This window comes from Aliikangiella coralliicola (assembly GCF_007004725.1).
Classification (GTDB): domain Bacteria; phylum Pseudomonadota; class Gammaproteobacteria; order Enterobacterales; family Kangiellaceae; genus Aliikangiella; species Aliikangiella coralliicola.
Map to the genome: position 1 here is coordinate 144498 of NZ_ML660168.1, position 16338 is coordinate 160835.

The following is a 16338-nucleotide window of genomic DNA, read 5'->3' on the forward strand; positions in this document are numbered from 1 at the left end:
TTTCTATCTCAGTGTTGCTTTGGTTAACAATTGAGTTTAGATTCAACAACAGTCAAATTAGCCAGGCTTCAAAGCGAAGCGCTTTGCAAAATGCCAATGAGTAGCGAATCCAATATGCCAAACCAGAATTTAACGCTAACTGACATTTCAATTTATCCAATCAAGTCGACAACCGGAATTTCAATAGACCGGAGTCATGTTTCCCCATGGGGTCTGGATTACGATCGAAATTTAATGCTTGTCGATGATGAGGGTGTATTTATCAGTCAACGGAAATATCCGAGGATGGCTCTGATAAAAACCCGCCTGATAAAACAGCGTCTATCCATCAGCGCACCTGGGTTACCTGAAATTGAGTTTGAATTGAAAGATAATACGGATTTTGCCAACTCAATATTTCAGCCAGAATCAGTCCAGGTTGAAGTGTGGAAAACGGAATGTTATGGACATGTTGCAAATGAAACAATTAATCAATGGTTTTCGCAATTTTTAAATATGTCGGTCAGGCTGGTTCATTATGATCATCAAAAACCTCGTGTTACTGCCCCTGAATACTCTCAGCCCGGTGATATCGTCAGTTTTGCCGACGGTTTTCCTTTGTTAGTTATCAGTCATGCTTCCCTGAACGATCTTAATAGCCGCCTTGCGACACTGGTTTCCATGAAAAATTTTCGTCCCAATATCGTCATTGATGGTTGTGCCCCCTATGCCGAAGATGACTGGAAACAAATTCGCGTTGGAGAAGTCGTATTTGATGCGGTCAAGCGTTGCAGTCGTTGCGTATTAACCACCGTTAACCCCACAACCGGCGAAAAAAGGGAAGATAAAGAACCCTTGAAAACTTTAAGCCAGTATCGCCGTGGGCCTGGTGGCGTCTATATTGGAATGAACTTGATACCGCGAACACGCGGCATCATTCGCAAAGGAGACTCAGTTGAGCTTCTCAGCTAGTCACGGTCCAGAGAATTCTCGCCCCCAGATTTCCTCCAATACTATAATAACGCTCGGTCTATCAGTAGAAAGTAAGATGCCCGAGCTTAAAATGAAAATTTTAACCGCGTGTTTAGTATTTCATCAATGAAGTCAATTATCCCCTGGCTTAAACACTACTGAATAATATAAAATACAGCGTTTTCCGTAACTGCCGCTCTAGTGTGCGTGTATTTAACTATCTATAACTCAAGTTGGACTGTCTAACATCACTATCGTCTAACATCACTACCAAACTTTTGAACGCCAATATGTCAATCAAACACTGTATTATCCATTCTTTGAAACGTCCTACAGAAGGCGGAGAAATTAGCTTGAAACTGCGGGATGCAGAAAATACGCCGGAAGGACCTATTGTTTCTCTATTCACTCAACTAAAACAAAGTTTTCAGCGAAGCGCTCAACGTCAGTACGGTCTCTTCGATCCCGAACAAAGTGACAACCCTCTTCCGGGGTGGCTTAAACAGTATGAATCAGAATCAATGGGATTTACCACTGTCACCAAAAAGATTACCGAACATCTCAAATCAACACTCGAAGAAACCAAAGATGGATTCAGCGGCCATCTATTATTCGCTGTTGAAGAGTTGCTAGAAGAGTCACATTTATATTTTTTCTGGATTAATCACACCGAAGCACAGTTTATCGACTCTGATCTTGACATTGATAATCTCGAATATATTGATGCAGGCAAAATGAACTATGTGTTTAAACTCGACTTTAATCAATGGCAAGTGGAAAACTGGCAACAATACCTGGTCACAATTACAAGCCGGGGCAATAAAGATTTATCTCATGCTTTCCTTCAGTTCTGCGGATTTGTCTCTAGTGTCAATTTGCAACAACAAACTGATGAATTCCTAACCATTGTTGATGAGTATGCCCAAACCCTGACTCCACAAGACAGCAAACAATATAAAAACAAAATTGTCGAATACTGCGTTGAGCAAGATATGCAAGGCAACCCGATTAACTTGAAAGATCTTTCCGGTGAACTCAATTCAACTGAGCCAGAACACTTCTCCGATTTTGTAAAAGACAAGCAGGAAGATCCCAAAGAACAAATTTATGCCCATAGAAATAGCCTGAAAAAGTTTGTTCGTTTTTATGGTAGGGAGAAAGATCTGAGCATCAGTTTTTCATCAGATATGATGGGTGAAAATGTTATTTACAATCCTGAGTCAGGAGAACTAACATTAAAGCTAGTTCCCAAATCTCTAAAGCAACAGCTAGCCAAGTATCTGAAACGGGATGAGTAAAGCAATTTTTTAAAAGTCCTCTCCAAGTGTTTTTTATTTTTCCTCAAAATAAAAAACACTTCTTGATATTGACATAAAAAATTAACATTCTATGGTATCAACTTTTAAAAAATCTCAGCAAAGTAATTGTCAATTAGTATCCGCGTAAATATTCACTATTTTATTAACTAGCGATGCTTTATTAATAAAGCAAATAATTATTTCTTTCGTTCAGCTATTTAAAAGTTTGAGCATCGTTTTAATTTTAACGTCTTCTCTTAAGTCGCGATGGTATACAAACCACAGGGCGCTATCATTAAAATTTTTTATTTGCGTGATCTTAGTCAAACATTCGACGTTTTTTGCCTTTCTATCGTCAACAGGTCCTATTCCAATACCATGCTCTATTGCCGACTGTATATCAAAAAAATTATTACTTTGGTAGTGAATATTACGACTATCAATTTTTGGAATAATGTTTTTAATAAAAGAAATATGTCGCTTTCTCCCGCTGGGCATTACCCAAGTATGCAAATTAAATTCACCTTCATTTTCAGGGATCCCTCGACGGCTGATATAACAAGAAGAAGCATAGTAAGAGAAATTTAGATCGCAAATTTTATTAGCGACCAGATCACCTTGGGTCGGCGCATGACCGGCGCGAATTGAAATGTGCGCTCTACCACTTTCAAGCGGTACAATCTCGTCGCTAACGTCAGCTAAAATTCTCAATTCAGGATAAAGTTGTTGACTGCGTTTTAGTATCGGATGCAAAAAAGAAGAGTATTCTGGTAGTGTTGTAATTTTTAAAGTGCCGGTTACGTTATTATTTTTAGTTGTAAGCTTTGACTGTAGTTGGTCAAGTTTTACTTCAATATCCGGCATCTCTACAAGTAATTGTTTTCCTGAATCAGTTAATTGATAACCTCGCTGATGCCGTATAAACATTTTGCATCCTAACGCTTTTTCTAAGCGATTAATATGACGCAACACCGTAGTATAATTGATATTCAGCTGTTCGGCAGCTTTCCCCAGCGAGCCAAAACTTGCAACACGATAAACGACTTTTAAATCATTCCAGTTTAGATCTTTTACCATTTTTTAAATCCCTAAAAAATATATTTCATCTCTAATTTTTTAAAAAATTTTTCAGTTCTGCATAAATGCAAAATTATTCTGCGTATTTAAGCATTAAATTTTTTTGATTAACAGAGTAGCATTATCGTCTAAAAAATAAATCTATTGTGTGACTGTATTGTAACGGGAGGGGAGCTGATATGACACAGAATATTGCAATTATCGGTGGCGGGATAGCAGGTTTAGCACTTGCAGCATTTTATAAAAAGCTCGGAGGCCGTGTTGATATTTACGAAAAAAAATTACAGTCAAGTCGAGACGGCCTTGGTTTTATTATGTTAGAAAATGGCGTTAAGGCACTATCTCATTTAGGGTTAGAATCTAAGATTAAGAACTTTGGATTTATACTGGAAGAGTGCCAAATTCTTGACAACAATGGCAGCCCCTTAATTCAAGAATCACTTCGCGCTAGTTTTGGTGTAACACGAAAGGCATTTATTGACGCGCTGTTATCTCAGATACCCAACGACTGGTTACATTTCGATCATTACTTTTCCCATTTTGAGTGGGACAAAAATAATAAAGCAAAAACGGCCGTGTTCGATAACGGCGTTAGTGTGAATGCTGATTTATTTATTGGCTGCGACGGAGCCCACTCAGCTGTACGCACACAAATTTTTCCCGAGTCGTCTCGTTCTCAGGTAAAAGTCAAAGAGCTAGTTTCAATTGTTGAGAATCCCGCTCTTGTTGCTTCTCTCAATAAAAAATTTACCAAATATAAATCTCTTGATGGTGGATTAGCTGTTGGTATTCTTCCCGTTGATAAAGAAAAATTAATCTGGTTTATCCAATTTGATGTGACAAAACATAACTTCATTGTATTAAGCGAACAAGGTAAAAGAATTTTTGCTAAAAATATCGTTGAAAAATGGCCAGCGCCTTTAGCACAGTTAATTAGAGAAACAAATTTTAATCATTCACACCTGTCACAAAGTAGCTACCTCAACCCCATCGAAAGGTTCCATAAAGAAAATGTTATTTTGATTGGAGACGCAGCCCATGCACTTCTACCTTTCACTAGCCAAGGAGTTAACTCAGCGATTGAAGACGCAACTGAACTAGCGAATATTTTATATAGCACACAATCTGAATATTTAAGTTTAGCGCTTGATCGTTTTTTCGTGACGCGAAAAAAAATTATCGCTCAATACCTGGACCAAGGTATAAAACTGCAAGATGAATTTTTACGTCCTCATCAAGCGGACCAAAAAATTCCTTTTGCTTTTTAATTTAACCAAGTAACTTGCGCAGACAAATGGACAACGTAATCAATTACACTATGCAGTCAACGCTGTTTTCCCATCACAATGTGCCATTAGATTTGCTCGCAAAACGAGCATATAATTTTCGATGGGCGGAAGTTGATGCGGGAATAATACCTTTAACAGCCGCAGACCCTGACTTTCAAGTTGCGCTCGAAGTTCGAAATGCAATTGCATCATATGCGATGGATGGTGTTCTGTCCTACGGCCCTCACGGCGGTTTAAGTCAATTCAAACACGCATTAGCTAACGTGTTATCGGAACGAAAGTCATACGATATTTCGTGCAACAACCTGTTACCAGTCGATAGTGCGGCCAGCGCAATGTACTCCGTTGCCCGTACTTTTTTATCGGCCGGAGATGAGGCTATTATTTTTGATCCGGTCGATTTTTTATTTGAAAAATCAGTGACCAGTGCAGGAGCCAAAGTAATCCGCTGCCCTTTCGATAAAAGTTCGGGTCGATTTATGCTGGAGTTACTACCCAAATTAATCAGTCGCAAAACAAAAATGATCGGCGTTTGTAATCCACACAATCCGCTTGGAAAATTGCTAAGTCCACAAGAAATAGAAGACATTGCCCGTTTTGCCAATGAACACCAGCTATGGATTATGAATGACGAAGTTTGGTCCGATATTATCTATCCAGAAAATCAGTTTTTCAGCTTTCACCATTTAGCATCTAACTTGCGTCAGAAAGTTGTCACAGTTTACGGCTTTTCAAAGAACTTTGGATTAGCAGGATTAAGAATCGGTGCGATTATCGCGCCTGATGACAATATTTATCAGCGAATCGTTAACACTTCAAACGTGCTGACAACTGCCGGCGGAGCGTCGGTATTATCCCAAATAGCGGCGATTACCGCACTCACTCAATGTTGGTATTGGGTGGATGAGTTTATCAAGCATCTAACAGAAATGCGTGACTATGCAGTAACACGTCTAAACAATATGCCTGGAATTCAGTGTGAGAAGCCCCAGGCAACCTATTTACTATTTCCAAATATTGAAGCGACAGGATTCACCGCTGAGGATTTTTCAGCGAAGCTTCTCAACGAGAAAGTTGCGGTGGTACCCGGCACCAAACGTTTTTTCGGCCCTGGAGCAAAAGGTCATATCAGAATTAGCTTCGCAACAAGCAAAGAAATACTTAGCGAAGGACTAAATCGAATTGAAAGAGCAGTCAGTAAGGAAAAGGAGAATTAATGGCACTTTTTAAAATGGAGAAGCAGTTACTCGAAAGCCAAAGAGGAATATCGATAGTCGACAATTCAGTGGCCGATGTAGTTTTTGTGACAGATCCAATTTGTTCTCACTGTTGGGCAATTGAGCCAGCTTGGCGTCGATTAATCCTCAACTATGAAATAACAACCCGATACATACACGGTGGCTTGCTACCGGGATGGGAAAACTTTGGAGATCCAGGAAACAATATTTCGGAACCGCAAGACGTGGTAAAACACTGGAACGAAGTTGCGAAGGACTATCATCAACCAATTGATGCCAGCGTTTGGGAAAGAGATCCTATTTCAAACTCATATATCTTGTGTAAGGCTGCATTAGCTGTCCGCACATTAGCCCCTGAATTGGAACTCACATTTGTCAGACGAATGCGGGAGCAGGTATTTCTTTATGCCAAGAACATCGCCAAAGATTTCGAATTGATAAGGCTCGCAGAAAGTATCGGAATTAAAAGTAGCGCTTTCTGCAAGTTACTTCACAGTGCAAAAATTAAAAAACACTTTGCACAAGAACGAGCGGAAATGGAGAAACTTGGTGCTAAAGTTTTTCCGTCCCTAATATTTTCAGGTGATACCAATCTTGAGTTAACCGGCTCTCAAACCTATGAAAGCCTTGAGCAAGCAATTTTAAGTGCACAAACTAATTACATCAGGAAGCGCTCACTGACAGATGAACAAAAAATTCGCTCATTTAGAACCTGGACATTAAGAGAGGCAACCGAAGTTTTACAAAAGGGCGAGTTTTCAACGCGAAAAATACTCAATCGTAATGGCTATAAACCAATGTCTCTAGCTAATTCTGAATTTTGGTACTTAGAAGAAAAGTAACGATCAATTAACCAGTTTAGACCTCCCTCCTTGGGTATTCACGGGCTTGTTGTTTAGCCCGTTTTTTTTGCCTTACAATTGAGTTTCATTGTCAATACTGCTTAGCAGCTTTTCTATTTCCGTTAGCGCAAGCTGAATTTCTAGTTTAAGTTCATGTATTTGCCGTTGCTTGCGGTATAAAAGTGTCAGAGCTTTTTTGTCATTCAGTAGCTGTTGATAAAGCTGCGTATTCCAAACAGGATTCTCGTCACCTGCTTCTTTTTCTAGCGAAAAGTATCGGAAAAGAAAAGGGGTCGCATAAAGGTCATTAAACTTGTTGAACTTATTTTCCAGAAACCAATTGAGGCGAGGATAAATATAGTCATAAACGTTAATAAGATTAACTTTAAGCTCACTACTCTTTATCGCATCTAAACCAGAACTTTTTAACGACTCATAAGCAGCAGTTCGAGTTTCTAATACCAGGCTCCATGATATTCTAGAAAACTCTGAGGCAAATATATCCGATTCCGGGAGTTCTTTCTCTAAGTGCTCTGCTATCAACCCAACAGACTCAGAAATAGATTCCAGTCGCCTAATTCGGTTATTAAAATGCTCCACATCTCGCTTTAACGCAGATTTAATCTGGCTCAAGGTTTTGTTTTTGAAAGACTGTGACTTCCTTTCATCATTCCAGTTTTCAATTTGTAAGGCGACCAGAATTCCTACAACAATTAACAAAAACTCCGTGACAAAATCAGTTATGCGTTTGCCGTTTATTATTTTTTTCATAAGGTCACTATATTTTCGTTTTTAGTGACTATCATCTCAAAATAACCCGGCTCAAGCAAATACCGTTTTTATGAGTCAACGGGCTCAACAATACAACTAACTTGAAGCACGGATGACTCACATAACAATTATTAACCAGTATTTTTCACTTTTCGTTATCAGTTTCAAACCAGCGATAAATCACACCCGCGACAACGGCTCCTAAAATAGGTGCCACCCAAAATAGCCATAGCTGTGCAAGCGCCCAATCTCCCTGGAAAATGGCCACCCCTGAACTACGCGCGGGATTTACTGATGTATTAGTCACAGGAATGCTAATCAGATGAATCAAGGTTAAACCAAGCCCAATTGCAATTGGTGCGAATCCTTCTGGTGCACGTTTATCCGTTGCACCTAATATGATTATCAGAAACATCAAGGTCATCACAATCTCAGTAGCAAATGCAGCAGTCATGCTATAACCGCCAGGAGAGTGTTCAGCGAAACCATTGGACGCAAATCCTGCTGAAGCATCGAATCCGGCCTGACCACTTGCAATAACAAAAAGCACAGCAGCCCCTGCAATTCCTCCGAATACCTGGGCAATAATATAAGGAGCAAGTTCTGATGCAGAAAATCGTCCTCCCGCCCATAGCCCAAAAGACACAGCAGGATTGAGATGGCAACCAGAAATATGTCCAATTGCATAAGCCATGGTCAATACAGTTAATCCAAATGCTAAAGAAACGCCAAGTAAGCCAATGCCCACCTGTGGAAATGCAGCAGCAAGAACCGCACTACCACATCCGCCCAATACCAACCAGAATGTTCCAATAAACTCCGCGGTTACCTTTTTTGCTAAAGTCATTTTTATCTCCTTGATCTCATTTCGTTTCATTTGTTATCGGTAAGAAATTTTAATTTTTACTCAATAAACTCTAGTATAGTCACCGAAAGAGCAATTCGTATTATTTTGAATTTTTATTGCTTTATAAGAAGTTTAATAACTAAGCAGGGGATGCATTTTTTAGGGTAAATAATTTTGACTTAAAACACAGAAAGTGAATGAAATAAAATGGCGCAACCGTAAAGCGACTAACTCACGACCAATTGATAAATTGTCTGATTGCTCTGAGAATATTTTTTCTCAAATAATGTGAGAGGCTCGCCAATATCAATAGCATCAACTTTGAAGCGATTTTGCGTTAGTAACTCCCATGCGATGGCAAACTCTTCAAGGTAAATTTTCCAATTACTTTTCAGTGTGTGATTTTTTGCGAGTCGATCTAAGTATGGAAATACAGAATGACCATGCCAGCGCCTTTGCAAATGTACCATTTTTGGCCAGGGGTTAGGATAAAGAATAAAGTGCTTGTCGAAATAAATATGATTCTCGATACAAAGCCGCCAGATATCTTCACAATTCGCTCGCAATAATAAACAATTTTCCGGTGTATCATTTTCTACACCTTGCTTATTTAAACGATGGTAAGATTGATCAATACCGACAATCAAAGCGCCAGGATTATTTTGAGCAAGCGTTATACTACTCATCGCTGTTCCACAACAAGAATCCATCATGAGCGCATCATAGTTACTTTGTGCTAGCCTTAATTGCAATAGCTCAAAAGCTCTAAGATTATGCGCTTGATAAGGTTTCCGATAATCGGAATTGATGTGACGAAGAACAACTCTTTGTAATTGTTCATGAACGCCATTTTGATTGCTAGTAACGACTTTAGAGTGGTACATGAATAATTCTTTTATTAAATTCTATCGGTAGTTTTTCTCTGAACATAATCGCTAGAGGTTTGTGCTCTATTGGCTAAAAATAAAAGCACAGGTTATATAAACTCAAAACTGTTTTCATATTGACAATTTTATCAGCTAATAAGAAATTGAGCTGACTGTACACTATTTACTCCTCAAACGATTATGATTATCAATTCGAGACTAGTCAGAATAAGCAGGCTCACAATTCAGTTCTATGTTATCCAATTCAGTTCTATATTATCTTATCAGGCTTAAAATGTCGGTAATTAATTTGAACAATAAGTTTGACTGAATTTATCAATAAAAAGTAAGTTAAACGATCAACTGAGCACGTTAAAAGATTTTAAGTGGTTTATCTTACCTGTTTAAAAGTGGAACGCCACCAAGCTATTGAATTCCCTGTGTAAATTCTCTCAGAACCGAAGCTCATTCGCAAACAGAAACGATTAAAGACACGGTCTCGTCAATTCGATAAGGCCAAACTAATCAAATTTTCACTGACTTCCCCTTTATTTTTCAGGAATTTGTTCTTTAATTAATCTATCCCCGACTGATTCTTGTTATTGCATTAAGCAGTACTGAAGAGAAACCTGATGGCGTTTATTAAGAATATTAGGCATTCAATTCTGATAGCTCTGGCAGGCTCTGTGTTTTCAATAACAGCTTTAGCAAATGATGAAGAGGACGAAAACTATTCAGATATATTAGATCTTAGCCTCAAAGATCTACTAAGTTTGAAAGTTACTGCCGCCTCAAAGTTTTCACAAAAAATATCAGAAGCTTCCAGCGTCATTAGCGTGTTCAAAAACGAACAAATTCATCAATATGGCTGGACAGTTATTAATGATGTTCTTTACTCTCAACCGGGGTTTGGGCCTTCACAGGATTATGATCGTCCAACAGTTGCTACAAGAGGAAACTTCGACAGCTGGAGTAACAATCACATTTTACATCTTGTTGATGGTGTACCATTTAATGATAACTTGTACGGCTCAGCTTACACCTGGTTAATGCCGCTTTTTACAACCAATACTCTTGAAGTTATTCGAGGCCCAGGCTCGGCGCTTTATGGTTCTAACGCCACCAATGGCGTGGTGCAAATGAATACATTTAACGCAGAAGATTTACATGGCGAATCGTTTGCAAAAATAAGTTTCGGCGACAGCAATACTCGTCGAGTTGAAGTCATGAGTGGAATCAATAGTGGCTCATATGATTTTATTATGGCGTTTTCTACTCATGAAACAGACGGAAATAGTTACCTTTCATTTGACGGCTCTGATCGACTGGCAACACTATCTGATCCAGTAACTGGCCGCCCGCGCTCACAACAATTTTTTAATCGAGACAAACGGAGAGATTCTTACTTATGGGCCAAACTATCGATCAATGATAATTGGAATATCCAGTATCACCATCAAGAATGGGACTTTGATACCGGCCATGGTTGGGTATTCTGGATACCCGATCTGGATGAAGAAATGAATGAGTATCGTAATATTATGTCAGTCAAATACTCTGGTAAAATTTCTGATCAAGTTTCACAGGAATACGTGCTTCGATACCAAAAACATAACATCACCTGGAATCAGCGTTATTATCCCAATGGTGCTTTCGAAAATTTCTACCCAACGGGTATGTGGGAATATCTGGATACAGACGCCGAGGATATTTTTATTCGAACTCAATGGACTTACTTTCAACCCGATAGCAATGTCGTATGGTTGGCAGGGATCGAGGGCGATAGATTTAGTTATGATGGCGACAACGAACACTTTAGCAACATTAATATCGACTCGGCGTTAGCGGAACCATTTCCTGGTAACATGAATAACCCACTTGGACCCTGGCTACACTTTATCATCGATGAACCTGTGATCAATACAGCGGTTTATGGTCAATACACCAATAATGCTTTTATAAGCGATCAGCTATCTCTAACGCTAGGTGTTCGTTGGGACAGGCTGTCGGTTCACTATCAAGATATCAATGATAATAACATTCGAAAACATCGGGACTTTTCCCGGGCCAGCCCTAAATTTGCATTGGTGTATGTTGTGGATGATACCTTGTCCTATAAACTCTTAGCAGGAGAAGCTTTTCGCACACCGACACCGACTGAAATGGCCGGCGCTCATACTTTTTCTCTCGCGTCCAATATTGGAGAGTTAGAGCCTGAGTTATTAACCACTTACGAATTAGAAACCAATCTATCCATAGATGACAATCATCTTTTTCGTGGAAATTTATTCTGGACAAAATTCGAAAATCAAATTGCGTTTTCAACAGTCAACTTTAATTTGAGCACCAATGTTTATTCTACCGAAAACGCAGGAATAGAATTAGAGTTTATCGGCAATTCTACTAATATGAGTTGGTTTGCCAATATTTCTTATACCGAGCGGTTAGACGAAACTATTTTAGCATTTTTTATTGATGAAACCGATCCAGATTCAGTACCAATACCCGAGTTTACTCAACACGCTGATGATCTCAAATGGGAACCGGGAGTTAAAATTAATGCAGGCCTCACCTACCAGGTTGGAAAATTTGATTTAGCTTTAACAACTCACTATCACGGAGAAGTAGAACGCAGAGATAATGAAATTGGCAACCCCGGCGGTGTTTTGCCTTTAGGCGTGACGGTGCCTTTAAATTACAACCTTGATGACCACCGACCTACGACTGTTGATAGCTGGATTACTTTCGACCTGAAAACAAATTATCAAATCAACGAAAATATAAATATCGGTATACACGTTAAAAACCTGTTCGAAGAAAAAGCCCGGTTAGTTAAAACCGGGCCATTCCCGTTTGATTATCAGATTAATGATCGCCAGGTTAATTTTTATTTGCAAAGTCGATTTTAAGTAGAGAATGAATCTGAATTCCGGCTCCAATATCAAAATCTCTTGAAACCACACCTTGTCATCTTGAGCGTAGTCGGGAGATCCTCCAAGGCTAGGCTAGGCTAGCCCATCCCCTAACGATGATACTTAACATTTATCACGCAAGTAACATGCTTTTATTTTACTGAAATTTCAAAGGAACTACCGGCATTTTTTGAAATTCTTTCGCCATCTCATCCAAATCCTCCTGGGTAAACCAGTGACCATTAACCATTACGCCAAGTCGTTCTCGGGTATTTGAAATATCGGTTAACGGATTATTGCTCAATAAAACCAGGTCGGCTTTATGACCTACACGAATTTCACCAAAACTGGTATCTTCCCCGGTGATTTTTTCAATCATCTCAGCGGCAAAGCGAGTTGTTGTCAACAGGGCCTGGTAGGGAGTAACACCAGCCTCAACCAGTAGTTCTAGCTCACGATGTATAAACTCCGGGATAGAACCGGGATCGGAAGTATCAGAGCCGGCTAAAACTATTACACCTGCATCAATCAACGACTTTGCAAGTGCTAATGAACGCTCGTGTTCTAATTCGGTTAAGCTTGATTCTTCACCGATCTGAGTTCGCCACTGTTCAAGAATTGGCTCAGGAATAAACCGGTAACTGTCATTTTGAAATACATCGACTCCCTCAGATAACGCCATGACAACTTCATCAGTCGACCAATTAAATACTACTGAAACCTGCTCTGATACCATCATATCAACAAGCCATTGTTGATAAACTTCCCACGACATGTCTTGATCCTCAAACCTCTCAACCAGCTCAGTGATATGCGCAATTTCATCGTGATTTCTCAACACAGTTTCCAACTCAACCTCTGGAATATGCCCTGCAATAAACCAGTCATTACTTTTGGCTTCACCAACCGCAGCCATATAAATAGCTTCCTCTACACCAGCATATATTTTCAGGTAGTCATAGCCCAGCTGAACTTGACGATTGACTTCCTGAACAGCTGCATCGGGGTCTGAAGGCACTGCGACAGACACATTTTCTAAAAAATCATCACTTAACTCTTCGATATCGATTCCCAACTCCTCAAATAGTAATGGATTATTTAGCATTGGTCCGCTAGAAATAATTCGAGTACCGAGCCAGTCACCGGAAGAAACTTTATCACGCCAATCAATATTTCGGGGCGTGCCAGAATAAGATCGCGTAGTGGTGATCCCCTGTTGCAAGTAGAGCGACATTTGTGCTGGTTCAGTGAAAAGTAATGCGACCTCCTCTAAATTTCCATCGTGTTCAAAATGAACGTGAGAATCGATAAAACCAGGTAGTAAATAACCCCCTTGCGCATCAATGACAAGGGCTTCTGTTGGAATAGCAATGCTATCTTGTGGACCAATTTCAATAATTTCGCTATTTTCAACGATAACACGCTGATTATTCCTCACAACATCGTCTTCTTCGGTTGTCATGGTAATCACATTAACATTATCGAATACCACGCTGGCGGGGTATTCAGGCGGCGCTTTACCCGCCTGGAATGTTTCGACAGGCAGAGGTTCGTTAATGATAGGGTCAGGATTGTCAGAGTGACAACTTGATAATACAGCTCCCCCGAAAATACTTAAAACAATGAAACGAAAAAAATTAACCACTATTAGCTCCTTAAAAATCAGTTGAAGTTGAACGTGGTTAAATTGCCCTGAAACGCCGGTAATGTCGTCCCTCCCGACAAATCAGGACAAATTTTCGAGCTTTATTGAATTGAAAAAATCATCGTGAAGGATTCTGGATATTTTTACGGAACTGGTTAGGCGTTATCCCCGTATTTTTCTTAAAGGCATTGTAAAAAGCGGAACGGGATTTAAATCCGGCGGCGAGGGAAATATCCAGAACACTGGTGTTTAATTCGGCCTGTAACAAGCGCTTAGCTTCTTCGACTCTAAAACGATTAATGTAGTCGAAAAAATTCTGCTCTGCACACTGATTAATCGCCTGGGAAAGGTAATGACGAGGAATTTCGGTCGCTTTGCTCAGCTGATCAAGCGACAACGCTGAATCCAGAAATGGCTGTTGGCTTGCAACATAGTTTTGTAATTCCTCAAAAATGGCGTTCGCTTGTTCGTGGTCAACGGCAGAGTTTTTATACTTTTCTGACAAAATTTCAATTTTCGGGCTCTTGGATAAATCGCTACCAATTTTTTCATCAGCATTGGATAGTTCTTGCTCAGGAGTCTGCAAAGCTTCGATTTTGTTTTCAACAACAGGGCGATTAAATATACCAGGTTGCTTAAGTCCTAACAGACTGAAGAGATAAATAGATAAGACCATTCCAACCTCGGCAAACCTCACCGGTTGATCCCAAAGCAAAGCCAGAGGGTCACATCCAGTCTTTATAATTCCTTCTTCACAAGCTTCGATATAGATGAATTTTACCTCATCAAATATCCATAACAGGTAAAGTACGACTAACGAAACTGTGATCAAAAACAGCCAGTTCAGATTAATCTTTTCTGAATAAGAAAATTGATCAGCGATAGACTTTTTATGACGAAGTAATCGCTTTAACACACAAGCCAGGTAAATTCCGACAATGACATAGGCGAATGGAGTAACCCAGAACTCGAATAAGTCATCATAAAATTGACCGATATCAGACTGAATGTTAGGCGAATACAAAAAGTCCTGCTTGATCTCCACACTGGAAAAATAGAAAGGCAGACATATCAAAACTAGCAATATTGCAGGAAAAAAATGAACAATATTCGCTCTGAAATAATCAGCCGATGTTAACCGGCGCGTATACAAGTAGAGTAAAGGCGCATACAAAAAAATAAGTGGTTCAGTAATACCAACCAGGTGCGGAAAAGACCTCAAATATCCATTATCATCCAATAACCCCTCGATCAATGACACAGATAAGGTGAATATCAATAGTGACAAAATCAGATTAGCATTGTTCTTTCGGTCGTTGCATTGATAAAGGGCGTAGCTCAGGTAAAAGCCATGAAAACCACCTAATAGCAATACAATTGAAATTAACGACATTATTGAACACTCAAAACTAATTCATTTAACAAGAGAAAAGGTGTAAGCCTTCCTGATTTAGTAGCATTCTAAATTAAAGTTTTCAGACCTACCATATTTGATTAATATGTTCTCAAGAAGCTAAGTAATTGCCACCAGAAAATAAACGCTTAAAAATGGTGTCATTGTTTTCCTCAGTTTTTTACAGTCATGTAAAAACATCAAATTAGTTAGATTAGTTATTAACTTCCACAATAACTCGGTCAATAATCTCTCGAGCAGTAGTAATGTTTTCTAAATCAGGATATATGTTTCCATCTTTTCCTGAGTGGTGCCCCCTACCAATTAACTCCATTGCATATAATTTTTGTGTATCGTCTAATGAAATGATTGCTTCATAAACGAGGGAAGGTTGCGCGCTATAACCATCACCTGAATAGATCCGATCGTTGGGAAAACGATCACTAGAGTAGAACTCGTTAAAATCAAATGATGTGTTAATTTCTAATCGAATTTTGAAACGATTCTTAACCCGAGTATTTAAATTTGAAGTTAGCAAGATACTTTGATTTATCGTGGCTCCCGTATATGCATCAGCAATCGCAGAGTCACCGTCAGGTATGAGCTTGTCATCATTCGTACTTGACATATTTTTGTACAAAAATACCGGTAGAGATTCTGGTCTGGCTCTTTCAGTTTTCGATTCAGGGAAGACTCCAGACTCAAATGTGGTTGACAAATCAACATCTCCCGATAAAAAGACGTGTGAATCAAAAACAATATTACTATCTATTTTTGTTACTTTATTAACAAAGTTATTCTTTGCGAGCTTCGACGTAACATAGATTGGTTGTATGAAATTACCTTCTATATCCTCAACCCATATAGCATATTGTGGCCAGGTAAAGTAACGCCCTTTACGTAAATCTATTGTCAGTGTTGGGCCGGTGTGTGAATCTTGTCTTTTGTCGACAACGGCATACACTAGTTCGTTTTTATCGGAAGCCTCTGCGCCAGCTCTCAGTGTGTTACCCCATTTATAAAGCAGCTCCATGGGTGGCAATCGATAATAAGACATTACAGCAAGTATACTGGTGACAACAATCGCAACTGGTAATGCAAGATTTGTCGGTGCCTGCTTTGTAAATAACTTCACTTTTAAATGATGCTTTAAAGCTGGAAAATTATTTTTAAGATGAAATATTGCGATGAGTATCAGCGAAAAGCCCA

The 16338-nt window shown here is 39.3% G+C and carries 13 protein-coding genes; 6 read left to right on the plus strand and 7 right to left on the minus strand.

The annotated features are described in order from the left end of the window. Window positions 1-30: 30 nt before the first annotated feature. Together FLL46_RS19710 and FLL46_RS19715 are read left to right on the plus strand one after the other, a co-directional pair. Entirely contained in the window at window positions 31-951 is a 921-nt protein-coding gene (locus FLL46_RS19710; RefSeq protein ID WP_142933072.1) for an MOSC domain-containing protein, read from the plus strand. Window positions 952-1241: 290 nt separating this feature from the next. Next, the gene (locus FLL46_RS19715; RefSeq protein ID WP_142933073.1) at window positions 1242-2249 is read left to right on the plus strand and encodes a nucleoid-associated protein; all 1008 of its coding nucleotides are present in this window, start codon (window positions 1242-1244) and stop codon (window positions 2247-2249) included. Between the two features lie 210 nt (window positions 2250-2459). Here the strand turns inward: FLL46_RS19715 and FLL46_RS19720 are convergent, their stop codons facing one another. Then, window positions 2460-3326 (minus strand): LysR family transcriptional regulator, encoded by an 867-nt coding sequence (locus tag FLL46_RS19720; protein WP_142933074.1) that lies wholly within the window; start codon window positions 3324-3326, stop codon window positions 2460-2462. A 179-nt stretch (window positions 3327-3505) separates the two neighbouring features. Here FLL46_RS19720 and FLL46_RS19725 point away from each other — a divergent pair, with 179 nt between their 5' ends. From FLL46_RS19725 to FLL46_RS19735, 3 genes are read left to right on the plus strand one after another with little or no spacing between them, the layout of a single operon-like run. Further along, a complete protein-coding gene (locus tag FLL46_RS19725; RefSeq protein ID WP_142933075.1) occupies window positions 3506-4594 on the plus strand; it encodes an FAD-dependent monooxygenase in 1089 nt (362 codons plus the stop codon). Window positions 4595-4620: 26 nt separating this feature from the next. Then, a complete protein-coding gene (locus tag FLL46_RS19730) occupies window positions 4621-5832 on the plus strand; it encodes a pyridoxal phosphate-dependent aminotransferase (protein ID WP_210418765.1) in 1212 nt (403 codons plus the stop codon). Further along, entirely contained in the window at window positions 5832-6695 is an 864-nt protein-coding gene (locus FLL46_RS19735; RefSeq protein WP_142933076.1) for a DsbA family protein, read from the plus strand. The genes FLL46_RS19730 and FLL46_RS19735 overlap by 1 nt, the downstream gene beginning before the upstream one ends. A 72-nt stretch (window positions 6696-6767) precedes the next feature. Here FLL46_RS19735 and FLL46_RS19740 read toward each other — a convergent pair whose 3' ends face one another. The 3 genes from FLL46_RS19740 to FLL46_RS19750 form a co-directional block, all read right to left on the minus strand. Continuing rightward, window positions 6768-7466 carry a DUF6090 family protein gene (locus FLL46_RS19740; RefSeq protein WP_142933077.1) on the minus strand — a complete coding sequence of 233 codons (699 nt, stop codon included), beginning with the start codon at window positions 7464-7466 and terminating at the stop codon, window positions 6768-6770. Window positions 7467-7611: 145 nt separating this feature from the next. Then, window positions 7612-8313: an aquaporin Z gene (gene aqpZ / locus FLL46_RS19745; protein ID WP_142933078.1), complete on the minus strand. Its 702-nt coding sequence runs from the start codon at window positions 8311-8313 to the stop codon at window positions 7612-7614. 227 nt (window positions 8314-8540) lie between these two features. Next, complete coding sequence (locus FLL46_RS19750) at window positions 8541-9197, minus strand: class I SAM-dependent methyltransferase (RefSeq protein WP_142933079.1); 657 nt, start codon at window positions 9195-9197, stop codon at window positions 8541-8543. 614 nt (window positions 9198-9811) lie between these two features. Here FLL46_RS19750 and FLL46_RS19755 point away from each other — a divergent pair. Continuing rightward, on the plus strand, window positions 9812-12088 hold the full coding sequence (locus FLL46_RS19755; RefSeq protein ID WP_142933080.1) for a TonB-dependent receptor: 2277 nt from the start codon (window positions 9812-9814) through the stop codon (window positions 12086-12088). A 160-nt stretch (window positions 12089-12248) separates the two neighbouring features. Here the strand turns inward: FLL46_RS19755 and FLL46_RS19760 are convergent, their stop codons facing one another. The 3 genes from FLL46_RS19760 to FLL46_RS19770 form a co-directional block, all read right to left on the minus strand. Then, window positions 12249-13736: an amidohydrolase family protein gene (locus FLL46_RS19760; protein ID WP_142933081.1), complete on the minus strand. Its 1488-nt coding sequence runs from the start codon at window positions 13734-13736 to the stop codon at window positions 12249-12251. A 118-nt stretch (window positions 13737-13854) separates the two neighbouring features. Then, complete coding sequence (locus FLL46_RS19765) at window positions 13855-15129, minus strand: helix-turn-helix domain-containing protein (protein WP_142933082.1); 1275 nt, start codon at window positions 15127-15129, stop codon at window positions 13855-13857. A gap of 214 nt (window positions 15130-15343) precedes the next feature. Beyond that, window positions 15344-16264 carry a hypothetical protein gene (locus FLL46_RS19770; protein ID WP_142933083.1) on the minus strand — a complete coding sequence of 307 codons (921 nt, stop codon included), beginning with the start codon at window positions 16262-16264 and terminating at the stop codon, window positions 15344-15346. Between the last annotated feature and the right edge of the window lie 74 nt (window positions 16265-16338).

What these genes read in the sequence shown, in the direction of transcription:
- FLL46_RS19715 (WP_142933073.1), top strand. Translation starts at nt 1,242, where the DNA reads ATGTCAATCAAACACTGTATTATCCATTCTTTGAAACGTCCTACAGAA.
- FLL46_RS19720 (WP_142933074.1), bottom strand. Translation starts at nt 3,326, where the DNA reads ATGGTAAAAGATCTAAACTGGAATGATTTAAAAGTCGTTTATCGTGTT.
- FLL46_RS19725 (WP_142933075.1), top strand. Translation starts at nt 3,506, where the DNA reads ATGACACAGAATATTGCAATTATCGGTGGCGGGATAGCAGGTTTAGCA.
- FLL46_RS19730 (WP_210418765.1), top strand. Translation starts at nt 4,621, where the DNA reads ATGGACAACGTAATCAATTACACTATGCAGTCAACGCTGTTTTCCCAT.
- FLL46_RS19735 (WP_142933076.1), top strand. Translation starts at nt 5,832, where the DNA reads ATGGCACTTTTTAAAATGGAGAAGCAGTTACTCGAAAGCCAAAGAGGA.
- FLL46_RS19740 (WP_142933077.1), bottom strand. Translation starts at nt 7,466, where the DNA reads ATGAAAAAAATAATAAACGGCAAACGCATAACTGATTTTGTCACGGAG.
- aqpZ (WP_142933078.1), bottom strand. Translation starts at nt 8,313, where the DNA reads ATGACTTTAGCAAAAAAGGTAACCGCGGAGTTTATTGGAACATTCTGG.
- FLL46_RS19750 (WP_142933079.1), bottom strand. Translation starts at nt 9,197, where the DNA reads ATGTACCACTCTAAAGTCGTTACTAGCAATCAAAATGGCGTTCATGAA.
- FLL46_RS19755 (WP_142933080.1), top strand. Translation starts at nt 9,812, where the DNA reads ATGGCGTTTATTAAGAATATTAGGCATTCAATTCTGATAGCTCTGGCA.
- FLL46_RS19765 (WP_142933082.1), bottom strand. Translation starts at nt 15,129, where the DNA reads ATGTCGTTAATTTCAATTGTATTGCTATTAGGTGGTTTTCATGGCTTT.